Source organism: Pseudomonas silesiensis, from assembly GCF_001661075.1.
GTDB classification, from domain to species: Bacteria; Pseudomonadota; Gammaproteobacteria; order Pseudomonadales; family Pseudomonadaceae; genus Aquipseudomonas; species Aquipseudomonas silesiensis.
Genome location: NZ_CP014870.1, coordinates 5,477,779 through 5,489,224, shown reverse-complemented (window position 1 = coordinate 5,489,224; position 11,446 = coordinate 5,477,779). Strand labels below are relative to the sequence as shown.

The window sequence follows — 11,446 nt, the reverse complement described above, 5'->3', positions numbered from 1 at the left end:
CACGACCTTCTATTGAGTCTAGAAGAGTGCGGCCCGAGGCGTCGTCCCTGAATGGTCGGGGCGCTATGTTCAGCGCTATCGCGAATAAAGTTCGAACCACCCCAAACCTGCTGCGGATGCACCGCGCCGACTGGCCGACGCCATGGGAGGGGTGAAATTCAAGGACCGCATCAAGAATGTGAACAAGACGGACGGGGAGTGGATCAGTTGGCCACCAGTTTCCAGCGCTTGTGCCAAGCTGATGGAGGGTCAATACGCCTGCCGCTCAGACAAACCTCAGGAAGCTCATGCCATGAACCCCAGTCATGCGTCGCACGTCCGTCGAGAATTCTACAAAGCAGTCGGGTTTTACTTTCGCGTTGTCTGGCCGATCTTTTCCATACTGCTTTTTCTGATCGTGCTGATCGGCCTCATCATCAGCCACTTGGAGGGATGGGATCCTTTTGACGGCATCTATTTCGGCTTCGTGACCGGTTTGACCATTGGTTATGGAGAACTCGTGCCGAAACTTGGCGTTTCGCGGGTTCTGGCGATTTTTCTGGGGTTCAACGGGGTGCTGATGACAGCGATATTTGCGGCGATCAGTGTTCGGGCGATTGAGATAGCAGTGCGGGCGGCGGGGCAGGACGAGTCGGATAAGCCGACGGCGTGAAGTCATGCCTGGTCCGGATGAGCAAGGCGTGCCGCAGCGCTGGTAGAGTTATCCACAGGTGCTGTGAAGGACGTGATCAGCCAGCTACAGTGAACGTGCGATGCCGTTCGATACAGATCGCAAAGGAGCCCACATGAATAGACTCATCCTGCCGGCGCTGGCCATCTTGATCGCGACCCAGTCCCCGGCGTACGCCATCAACGAAAAATACCGCCAGCAACTCGAACAATCCGGCTGCACCCAGGTCAGCGAAACCCAAGGCTGCGATATCCACAAGACCAAGGCGGAAAACGCCAAGGCCGGCTTCACCAATCCCGCCGCGGACAGCGCAACCACCCAGACCCCCTATGCCGGACAGTGGGTGGCCAAGAGCGATTCAGGCGACACCGTAGCCACCATCCGCATCGATGCCAAGGAACAAGTCTGGGTCAACGGCCAACGGGTCGACGCCAAGCGCACCGACGGCACGCTGCAGTTTCGCCAGGGCAAGGTCCTCTTCACCATTCAGGGCGATCGGCGACTGCAGAATGAAGACTACTGGATGGACAGCGATGCCGGGACCAAGGGGCCGATTCAGATTGAGTAGCCGTTGAGGCGTCTTTAAGCGTTGAAGTGCATTTAAAACCAGGAGCGGCAAATGATTGATTTCAACAACAAGGGATTCTTCAAGCTCAAGCAAAACGAAGAATACGCCGAACGCGTTTCCGCCCTATTGCTCGACGGGGAACAGGTCATCGACTCGTACAAATCCATGCGCGACGGCGTAGTGTTTACCAACAAACGCATCATCGCCGTCAACCTGCAGGGCCTCACCGGCAGCAAGAAAGACTTCACCTCGTTGCCGTACAAAAACATCGTGGCCTACTCGGTGGAAACCTCGGGGACGTTCGACCTGGATTCCGAGCTGGAGATCTATTTTTCGTCGTTGGGCAAGGTGAAATTCGAATTCACCGGCAGGACATCGATGGTAGAAATATCGAAGCTGATTTCCCAGCACGTGCTCTGAACCGAATGATCAAAAGCCCCGAAAAATCGGGGCAAACAATACCAGTCGCTCACCTCAACCCCTGTAGCAGCTGGCTTGCCAGCGAAAGCGCCAGACCAGCCAACATCAATATGAAAGCCCTGCGATCATCCCAAGCAACCCGCTGCCCCAGGCGTCATACCTCACCAACCAGCATCAGAACCATCCCCCATTTTCCAACCACTACTCTTCAGACTGCGCCGCCGCCCGCATAGCTGTCGGTGCAGAAGCGTGGCCTCGTGTAAGCACCGTCACCGCGGCGCTTTATGTGCCGTACACATTGACTTGGTCATTTGGCTTCGGCAGCGATTTACCCCAATCGCGCCCGATCCTCTGGTGCTGGCTCAGTCCGGCATTACGTTCGGGCCTTCTTGTTTATGGAACATGGAAGTAGCCCAAGCCAACTCTTCCAAAACCTTCCAAACCACCCCCTGTAGGAGCGAGCTTGCTCGCGAAAAACCTAAGGCAACCACCACTCCGCTGAATGCCCAAGCCCACCGCGACCAAACCCGTCCCAACAAGCGTTATACCTGACGCCTAAACCCCGGAAGCTAGCCTTGAGCCTCCGCTGAACGCTTGGACATCGGCGCAACATTCCGGTCCCGCGTAAGCACCTTCACCGCATCATCAACCAGCGCCTTGCTCATCGCCGTCAAATAATGCGCAGCCCAGGCGTGACGGTCAGTGTTTGTGGCGTAGGCGGCATCTTCGGTGAGCGTTTTGGCCAAGAATAGAAAATCGGACGCCATGGATAATGCATCGGCTAGAGGAACTCCGCGGGTGACATGGAATAGCGGTTGATCGGAGCGGTAGATGGCGGGTGTTAAGCCGATTGTTTTCAGCTCTGATTGTTCGGTCATTGGCCACCTCCGATAACGGAGAGGCGGAGGGTGAGGGTGAATGGTGGGGCGTTACGCAACTGGAAGTCGCGTTGAGGGAAAACCCAAATTTTGTACGGATTGATGCTGCGCATTATCAGACTCCTTGATATGAGGAGCTGCCACGTTCGTTACCACACGAATGGGTGACAGCTGTGCGCAGGGTGGTAAACCGGGAATCAAGGAAACCGGCACGCCCGAAGGCGTCCCACGCACAGCTGCCATAACTCACGCCGCTGGCATAAAAAAAGCGCCGGCAGACGTGATGGGGCGCTGTAGCGCCTTGAATAACTCGGGTTACCACACCCGGTCGCTGAATTGGCAGCGACGGTGGGAGAGTATCTTGCAGATCCCGCTCCTGCAACATTTGCAGCCCCACGTTCAAGTTCTGCGGCTGACAATCGCCTCCTTTGGGCATCGCAGAAAATAACTCCACCGTTATTTCGGAATCGCTCGACCTCTCCCTCTCTGCCACTAGTCCTGCATCCAGCGAAGGCTCGAAAAGCCAACGATGCTGCATGCAATGAAAGAGGTTGCTCTCCACTAATGGTTCGTGTGGTGTCCATAGTGGCGAATGTGGCAGAAGTAAGGGAATAGACCACCTTCTCATCATCTGTACGATCAGAAAACGTAGTCTGCCACCTTTTTTATAGAGCTATCGCCCGATCTCGACAGCCTCTGAGGGAAGGCGTATTTTCCTTCGGTACCCTCAATTCAATGTTTCGTCGCTTTTTTCAGAGAGGCATCCCTTGGCTAGACCCGCCATACCCGCAGAAATCCGGCGCGCTGTTTTAGTCGAATGTGGCCACCGCTGTGCCATACCCCGATGCAACCAGACTGAACTCGATATACACCACATCGTGCCTTGGGAAACCTGCCAAACCCACGAATACTTGAACCTGATTGCGCTTTGCCCTATTTGCCATCGTCGAGCTCACAATGGGGACATTGATCGCAAATCTCTAATGATTTACAAGGAAAATCTTGCCAAGGAGTTTGGTATACACGATAACGGTACTTTTCAAGCAGGTGTTATCGAACTCCGGCGTCGAATGAAGGAGGAGAACCACGGTACTCCTGGTTTTTCTTTTCAATTTGACTTTCCTGACTTTCCGTCTGTGGTAGAGCGCATAGTCTCAAGAAACATTGAGGCTTGGGGGTGTGAGCTTCTCGCCTCCTTTCAAGAAGCTCAGGAGAGTGATGACTCCGACGCGTCAGCTGCTGACTATCCGCTATCCCATTTAAAAAACCTGTTGGATGGTCATTATCAAGTTATTCGCCGAGATGATCGGATTATCAGCATCCGGTACACCATTGACTACTATTACTCAGGTGCAGCACATGGAGGACGAAGTACCCGAGTACTCAACTATTTGTTAAAGCCATTCAATCCAATCACCTTGGAGTATGTGCTTGGCGACATTACCCGCCTACCAAGTCTAGCTGACCACATCCGCCAAAAATTGGCAGACACCGGTCGCTACAAGACAGACTGGCTGATCACGGGAACCGAACCGACTTTGGAAAACTTTTCTCTGTTCAACATAGAGCAACACGGCCTCACGTTTACCTTTCCGGAGTACAGGATTGCCTGCTATGCAGAAGGAGAGCAGAGGATATGGGTGAGCTTCTATGAGATCGCCCCTTTCTGCGATCCCAAAGCGATTGCAAGCATGGAGGTTAGCACCTCGTGAACGCATCTCCGTCCAAGTGCTACAGACACTAAAGTCATTTGGGGGAGAAACGGGAGTGGAAATGGGGGCTGGAAATGGGGCAGATTTATTATTTTTCGTTCAAATTCCGTAAATTTTACAATAAATCCGTCTCCCTTTTTTTCCTTTTTTTTAACGGTGCTATTTAATTCTGTCCGATCTGGATAGGTACGATGCTAGACTAAGAATTACTAGGCTCAATGTTGTAAAAATCTGGATGAAAACCATGTTAATTTCGAAACCCATACCAACCATTCCAAATGCTTGGCCTACGTTTGTTAATGTGCCAACGTTCATTGAAAGGCTTATCGCTGCCCATGCATCATTGCACTTCGTGAAAATAAGGTAGGCAGGTGCAGAGTAGAGATATATCTCTACATAGCTCTTCATGGCCAAAATGATTCGTTCTTTGCTGGTAAGGCCAGTAGTCGATTCTGAGTCTTGAAATGCATCTGTGACAAAGGCATAGGTGATTTCAAGGCTACGAGATACAAAGCGTATGACCGCCAGTGATAATAGGAGGTGTGCGGTATATGAAGTGGGAAAGTGACTTGCAAAAATTAGGGTTACTACCCCAAATGCTAGACTAAACCAAAAATTGTAGGTGTTGCTGAGTGTGACGAATGTCTTAAGCTTTTCTTTCGAATATTCCGCGCATAAGGATTTTATGCGTGATTTGAAACGAATAGCCCACCAAAAATCGGGGCTTAAAATTAGAGCCCATTCATGTCCAGGTTCCCAGTCGAAAGATTGGCATCGTTCAATTTTCAGAGAGTTGTAAATTCTACGTTTGACGATGTACGCCAGCGTTCCATATATGAAAATGGCGAAAAGAAAAACTCCAGTACTCAGCATCGAAAATTTGTCCTTAGTTGTTATGGGGGGGATGGGGCGGATTTATTGGGTGGTCCGGAAAATAAATCCGTCCCTTTTCCCTTTTTCCCTTTTTCCCTTCCTTCCCCCCTCCCTCAAAAACTACGTCCACTTCATTCAGCGGGAGATGGAATTCCATTCAATTGGCCTTGTGCGCCAGTGTTCTTCTATGGCTTGAGTAAAATCAGGTCGTACCAGTTTCGCTTTAGCCTCGCACCATTCCTCTGAATCTCGGCGAACTATCAAGCCCTCGACCTTTCCATGCCGGAATCTGCTCCTCTCACTCATAAGAATCTTTTCAAGCTGTTTAATATTAACATGGCCAGTAAATAAGCAAGGCACAGTATACAAGCCAATTTTCGATGCCGTGTTATTGCGCTTAACGCAGCTCTGGAATTGATTCGCCGAATTATCAAATATATCAAAAACCAAAAACCAATCTGGTAGTCTCGTGTAATCTAAAGAGTGCCTAGCGGCGCACCACTCACCAAAAATTATCTGGCCGGGCTTTAATGCATCTCGAATTTTTTCGCCGTGTTGCATCAGCCAGCCAGGCAGTCGAGAGAATTGACCGGTGTAGGGAGGCACTAGATATTGACCTCGGTTTTGAATTTGAAACTGACCGTCCGACGCTAGGGAGATTCCTAAATTCGCCCCATCAAGCTTTTCCTCAATAATTACGATTTTTTCCAACAAGAAGTCGAGGGCAGTATCACTTAATACCTTATCTCCACGGGGGATCCCTGGAGCCAGCCACTTTAAATGAGGTGTGTGCGGAAATCTGAAAAAATCTCTCATGATTTTGGTAGTTCTGGCTGTTTCTTCGTTGGAAATTTATTTTTATAGAATCGACATACATCATCGGCACATAAAAATTCAACTTTTATACCAGACTTGCTTAACTCCTTCCACCAGTCTAACCACTTACAGTCCGCAGCTTGCCAGATTACGGGTTTCTGAGGGTGTGCGTTGGCGACCGCAGCAAACTTACGGTCAGGCGGATCAAATATAGCTTGCAAAGAAACACATGGGAACTCAGCGAAAGTGTTGCCCGCTTGCTCGGTTATACTTACTTGATGCACATACTTAGTATTTCGTTGGTTTCGCAATAACCATTTTAGGAAAACATCACCGACCCCCTTGGGTTGGTTAGGTTGTGTTTTATTATGATATTCCCGAAGTATTAAACCCTTGTCATCAATTACAGTTACACCATGCTGCTGTGCTTGCAATCGAGAAATGCATTCTACTCGACAAGCATTTGAAACATCAGCATGACTACCGTTGGCGACAAGCAACACATTTGTATCAATTACAGTTGCGGGCATTCATTGGACTCCTGTGTCTGAGTTCTGAATCGCCGCAAGTGTTCGAGCTACGATGTCACCCATTTCGTCGCCAAAAAAGTTATCAGGCCAGTTAAGAATTTCACCTGAACTGTCTAGCTTCAACTCCTCAAGCTCAGCTCCTCCTTTTTTGTTCTTGGCAAAATATACCGCAATATCCTCGGCTGGTATTATTCGTTCGGCTACTCGTCGTTGTAGGCGATTGAGAAAGTGTTCTGAATGTGTTTCGATTATAAGTTGAGTGCCGCGAGGTTGTCCGTTTTCATAAGACTGAACTGCACTTATCATGGCGTCGGCTAGATTTGATTGCGCCATCGGATGCAAGTGTATTTCTGGTTGCTCCATCCATAGGGTTGAATTTGGCGGGCAGTAGAATGCTTGAACAAGTGCGGGTAATACTTGAGACACCCCAAACCCCACATCAGTCAATTTCACTTCGGGGGAGTCCGTAGAGGTGCGCACCAGCACCTCGTATTCTTTCCGGCCCCTAGCTACGGCCTTTACACGAAATTCTTTTATAATTCCTAGATCAACTAACCAGCCAGCGACAAAGCTATCAAAGCGCTGTCGATGTTTCCGGTAACCTCGGTTAAGTTCTCTTTTTTGCTCAGTCGCTGCTAGAAGCGCGGCAATACTCGATTCACCTTGAGCTCCGACGTCCGGTGGAGTGTCCCCTGACCATTGATAAACTCTTTTCGCCGGGCTGCGCAATGGGCCTAAATAATACAGTGCATCGAGGACTCGTTCTGTTTCCAATGCAAATTCAGCTAGAAAATCAGCATTTTGATAACGCAGAAGTGTGCGGTCAGCAAAACGATAAAATTTCTCAGGTGGTTCAGCTGGCCACTTTCGGCCACTCGCATGGACCAAGCGCATTGGAGAGCATTCGAGATTCCCACGTGAACCAGTACCTGTGTGTAAAACATCGAGTGTCTTTTCGCCATCTTGAGTCAGGATATAGCGAATTTCTTTCGTCCGCGGCTGACCAGAGCGATCCGCTACCAACGCTGCAGACAGCGAGAGTTCATTTCCGCTATAAATTTCTCCATGGACTGAGGCATTTTTTACAGTAATGGCACGGGGCAGTTTCCAGCTTAGGCTAACTCCCAGTTCTCGCGATAAATCGTGGCCATGCAAGCAATCGGCAAAAGTACCTAGGTCAATTAAAGAATGATCATCGCCCAGTTGAAAAGCTCGTTTGCGATCGGCCATCTGCACGGTTTGTTTAAGCGCTAATAGCAAGTGTCCAAGACTAGACTTGCCCGAGCTGTTAGTTCCAAAAATAACTGTCAATGGGGCGAGACGCACTTTGCCTGTATCATTCCAGGCTTTGAAATTTTGTACCCGTAGCTCGGTCAGCACTGAAGTCTCCTTTTTTCTGGTAAGCCATCTACTTTAAGGCCTCCTTATCTTCCGCAGTATGGCTTTGACTTTTGATATGGACAATAGCCAGTAACATCAGTTGGTTTCCTAGGCTTGGCTGGTGGACCAAATGTCTACTATTTGCCGTTAGCTTGTCATGAGCCGACGTCAGCTTCTGGCCGGAAGTAGACTTGGAAAACGCTGGTAGACAGTAAAAAACTGGGGAAAGGAGACGTGGAAAAAGGGGGCGGAAAAGGAAAAGGGGACAGAATTTTTATCGGTTAAGACGAGCGACCAACGTCGGTTTGGCTATCGGGCACTACCATTCTCAGGCTCCTCGCTTTCATTTATTGAATATCTTTTAGATAATCGTTGAGCGCGATGAGCGGGGCATCAAGCTGCTCGATCGTCTGGCTACTGGCAAATTCGGCTGCGAGTCTCTGCAATTCACGTCCCAGCGGCTTGTCCCCACCACCAACGGCTTCCAGCGCCAACCCCACACACTCATCCACTTTCACCTGAATCGCCTCAACATCCCCCCGACGCACCAACAACCCAAAAACCTCCCGCTCATAATCACTCATCACCAAATCATCCCGCAGAATCGGACTCGAATCTTCCGCCTCATAAGCAAGCTTGAGTGAGAACAGGGCAACGGTTTCCAGCAGCAATTCCATAGGGGGAATCCTCGTGAAATGTTCCAGCGGTGCGGGTGGTGTGGAAAGCAGGATCAAAAGCATCGCCAGCAAGCCGGCTCCTACAGGTCGGCGGGGTGTCAGCCACTTTATCGCAGGCGAAAAAAAAGGCCTTGCAAAGCAAGACCTTTCTTAATTTTGGTGCCCCGAGGGAGACTCGAACTCCCACTTCTTGCGAAAACGGATTTTGAATCCGCCGCGTCTACCAATTCCGCCATCAGGGCTCAATGGCGGCGAAGTATAGAGATGAGATTACCGTTGGTCAATCAGCTTTCATGGAAAATTTTTGAGGTTTCCGCTAGACTTTGCGGCCCTGCTAGACGAACCCCATCATGCGCGTTGCTGACTTTACCTTCGAGCTCCCTGATTCGCTGATCGCCCGCCACCCTTTGGCCGAGCGACGCAACAGTCGTCTGTTGACCCTGGATGGGGTCAGCGGCGCCCTGGCACACCGTCAATTCACTGATTTGCTCGAGCATTTGCGCCCGGGCGATTTGATGGTGTTCAACAATACCCGGGTGATTCCGGCGCGGCTGTTTGGCCAGAAGGCTTCCGGCGGCAAGCTGGAAATCCTGGTGGAGCGGGTGCTGGACAGCCATCGGGTGCTGGCGCATGTGCGTTCCAGCAAGTCGCCCAAGCCTGGGTCGAAGATCCTGATCGACGGCGGTGGCGAGGCCGAGATGCTGGCGCGTCATGATGCGTTGTTCGAGTTGGGCTTCGCCGAAGAGGTGTTGCCGCTGCTGGATCGCGTCGGGCACATGCCGTTGCCGCCTTATATAGACCGCCCGGACGAGGGTTCGGACCGCGAGCGTTATCAGACGGTGTACGCCGAGCGTCTGGGTGCGGTGGCGGCGCCGACGGCGGGGCTGCATTTCGATCAGCCGCTGATGGAGGCGATTGCCGCCAAGGGCGTCGAGACGGCGTTCGTGACCTTGCACGTGGGTGCGGGGACCTTTCAGCCGGTGCGGGTCGAGAAGATCGAAGACCACCACATGCACAGTGAATGGCTGGAAGTCGGCCAGGACGTGGTGGATGCGGTGGCCGCCTGTCGCGCTCGTGGCGGTCGGGTGGTGGCGGTGGGGACGACCAGTGTGCGTTCCCTGGAAAGCGCGGCGCGCGATGGCGTGCTCAAGCCGTTCAGCGGCGATACCGACATATTTATCTACCCGGGCCGGCCGTTCCATGTGGTCGATGCCCTGGTCACCAACTTTCATTTGCCCGAATCCACGCTGTTGATGCTGGTTTCGGCGTTCGCCGGTTATCCCGAAGCCATGGCCGCCTACAAAGCCGCCGTCGAGCATGGTTACCGCTTTTTCAGCTACGGTGATGCGATGTTTATCACCCGTAATCCGGCGCCGCGCGGCCCAGAGGAAACAGTATGAGTCGTATGTCGTTTGAACTGCTGGCCACCGACGGCAAGGCGCGTCGCGGTCGTTTGACCTTCCCGCGCGGTACCGTCGAGACCCCTGCCTTCATGCCCGTGGGCACCTACGGTACGGTCAAGGGCATGCTGCCGCGGGATATCACCGCAACCGGCGCGGAGATCATTCTGGGCAACACCTTCCACTTGTGGCTGCGTCCTGGCACCGAAGTGATCAAGAAGCACGGCGACCTGCACGATTTCATGCAGTGGAAAGGCCCGATTCTGACGGACTCCGGCGGTTTCCAGGTGTTCAGCTTGGGGGCGATGCGCAAGATCAAGGAGGAGGGCGTGACCTTCGCTTCTCCGGTCGATGGCGCCAAGGTGTTCATGGGCCCGGAAGAGTCGATGCAGGTCCAGCGTGACCTGGGCTCGGACATCGTGATGATTTTCGACGAATGCACGCCGTACCCGGCCGACGAAGATGTCGCGCGGGTGTCGATGGAGCTGTCGTTGCGTTGGGCCAAGCGTTCGAAAGAGGCCCATGGCGACAACACGGCGGCGCTGTTCGGCATCGTGCAGGGCGGCATGCACCAGGATTTGCGCATGCGCTCCCTGGAAGGCCTCGACCAGATCGGCTTCGATGGCCTGGCCATCGGCGGTCTGTCGGTGGGCGAGCCCAAGCACGAGATGATCAAGGTGCTGGATTACCTGCCGGGCCAGATGCCGGCTGACAAACCTCGTTACCTTATGGGCGTTGGCAAACCGGAAGATCTCGTGGAGGGTGTGCGCCGCGGTGTGGACATGTTCGATTGCGTGATGCCAACCCGTAATGCCCGCAATGGGCATCTGTTCATTGATACAGGCGTGCTGAAGATCCGTAACGCGTTCCATCGCCATGATGATTCGCCACTGGATCCAACCTGCGATTGCTACACCTGCCAGAACTTCTCCCGTGCTTATCTGCACCATCTGGACAAGTGCGGCGAAATGCTGGGTAGCATGTTGAATACCATCCACAATTTGCGCCATTACCAGGTGCTTATGGCTGGTTTGCGCGAGGCTATTCAACAGGGTACATTGGCCGCCTTTGTCGATGCCTTCTACGCCAAACGCGGACTTCCCGTTCCGCCTTTGGACTGAGTTTTCTGACCCCAAGATTCAACATTTGCAACTGGAGTGCTAAATGAGCTTTTTTATCTCTAACGCCATGGCTGATGCTGCTGCACCTGCTGCAGGCCCTATGGGCGGCGGCTTTGAGTGGATTTTCCTGGTCGGTTTCCTGGTCATCTTCTACCTGATGATCTGGCGTCCACAGGCCAAGCGCGCCAAAGAGCAGAAAAACCTGCTGAGCAGCCTGCAAAAAGGCGACGAAGTGGTGACCACCGGTGGTATCGCCGGCAAGATCACCAAAGTGGCCGACGACTTCGTGGTTCTGGAAGTTTCCGACACCGTCGAAATGAAATTCCAGAAAGGCGCCATCGCCGCCACGCTGCCAAAAGGCACGCTCAAAGCGATCTAAGTTTCAACTTCTACTCAATCGA

General features: G+C 52.3%; 12 protein-coding genes and 1 tRNA gene. 7 read left to right on the top strand and 6 right to left on the bottom strand.

Annotated elements, in window-relative coordinates:
* The first annotated feature begins 292 nt into the window (after nucleotides 1-292).
* From PMA3_RS24365 to PMA3_RS24355, 3 genes are all read left to right on the top strand, one after another.
* Complete coding sequence (locus PMA3_RS24365) at nucleotides 293-652, top strand: potassium channel family protein (protein ID WP_064680797.1); 360 nt, start codon at nucleotides 293-295, stop codon at nucleotides 650-652.
* Between the two features lie 133 nt (nucleotides 653-785).
* Complete coding sequence (locus tag PMA3_RS24360; RefSeq protein ID WP_064679580.1) at nucleotides 786-1,238, top strand: hypothetical protein; 453 nt, start codon at nucleotides 786-788, stop codon at nucleotides 1,236-1,238.
* Nucleotides 1,239-1,289: 51 nt separating this feature from the next.
* Entirely contained in the window at nucleotides 1,290-1,658 is a 369-nt protein-coding gene (locus tag PMA3_RS24355) for a PH domain-containing protein (RefSeq protein ID WP_064679579.1), read from the top strand.
* A gap of 569 nt (nucleotides 1,659-2,227) precedes the next feature.
* Here PMA3_RS24355 and PMA3_RS24350 read toward each other — a convergent pair.
* Nucleotides 2,228-2,536 (bottom strand): DUF3077 domain-containing protein, encoded by a 309-nt coding sequence (locus PMA3_RS24350; protein ID WP_064679578.1) that lies wholly within the window; start codon nucleotides 2,534-2,536, stop codon nucleotides 2,228-2,230.
* Between the two features lie 767 nt (nucleotides 2,537-3,303).
* On the opposite strand from PMA3_RS24350, the gene PMA3_RS24345 reads away from it, so the two are divergent.
* On the top strand, nucleotides 3,304-4,248 hold the full coding sequence (locus PMA3_RS24345) for a DUF3298 domain-containing protein (RefSeq protein WP_202970120.1): 945 nt from the start codon (nucleotides 3,304-3,306) through the stop codon (nucleotides 4,246-4,248).
* Between the two features lie 1,008 nt (nucleotides 4,249-5,256).
* On the opposite strand, the gene PMA3_RS31125 is transcribed toward PMA3_RS24345, so the two are convergent.
* From PMA3_RS31125 to PMA3_RS24325, 5 genes are all read right to left on the bottom strand, one after another.
* A complete protein-coding gene (locus tag PMA3_RS31125; RefSeq protein WP_082930411.1) occupies nucleotides 5,257-5,937 on the bottom strand; it encodes an RNA ligase family protein in 681 nt (226 codons plus the stop codon).
* On the bottom strand, nucleotides 5,934-6,467 hold the full coding sequence (locus PMA3_RS31120; RefSeq protein WP_082930410.1) for a hypothetical protein: 534 nt from the start codon (nucleotides 6,465-6,467) through the stop codon (nucleotides 5,934-5,936). The genes PMA3_RS31125 and PMA3_RS31120 overlap by 4 nt, the downstream gene beginning before the upstream one ends.
* The gene (locus tag PMA3_RS24335) at nucleotides 6,468-7,847 is read right to left on the bottom strand and encodes an AAA family ATPase (RefSeq protein WP_064679575.1); all 1,380 of its coding nucleotides are present in this window, start codon (nucleotides 7,845-7,847) and stop codon (nucleotides 6,468-6,470) included.
* 347 nt (nucleotides 7,848-8,194) lie between these two features.
* Nucleotides 8,195-8,524 (bottom strand): hypothetical protein, encoded by a 330-nt coding sequence (locus PMA3_RS24330; protein WP_064679574.1) that lies wholly within the window; start codon nucleotides 8,522-8,524, stop codon nucleotides 8,195-8,197.
* 157 nt (nucleotides 8,525-8,681) lie between these two features.
* Nucleotides 8,682-8,766 (bottom strand) — tRNA-Leu (locus PMA3_RS24325).
* A 108-nt stretch (nucleotides 8,767-8,874) separates the two neighbouring features.
* On the opposite strand from PMA3_RS24325, the gene queA reads away from it, so the two are divergent.
* The 3 genes from queA to yajC are packed head-to-tail and all read left to right on the top strand — an operon-like array spanning nucleotide 8,875 to nucleotide 11,424.
* The gene (gene queA / locus PMA3_RS24320; RefSeq protein ID WP_064679573.1) at nucleotides 8,875-9,924 is read left to right on the top strand and encodes a tRNA preQ1(34) S-adenosylmethionine ribosyltransferase-isomerase QueA; all 1,050 of its coding nucleotides are present in this window, start codon (nucleotides 8,875-8,877) and stop codon (nucleotides 9,922-9,924) included.
* A gap of 5 nt (nucleotides 9,925-9,929) precedes the next feature.
* Nucleotides 9,930-11,045: a tRNA guanosine(34) transglycosylase Tgt gene (gene tgt / locus PMA3_RS24315; RefSeq protein WP_128870527.1), complete on the top strand. Its 1,116-nt coding sequence runs from the start codon at nucleotides 9,930-9,932 to the stop codon at nucleotides 11,043-11,045.
* Between the two features lie 43 nt (nucleotides 11,046-11,088).
* Nucleotides 11,089-11,424, top strand: coding sequence for a preprotein translocase subunit YajC (yajC, locus tag PMA3_RS24310; RefSeq protein WP_007982729.1), 336 nt, complete (start codon nucleotides 11,089-11,091; stop codon nucleotides 11,422-11,424).
* Nucleotides 11,425-11,446 lie beyond the last annotated feature (22 nt).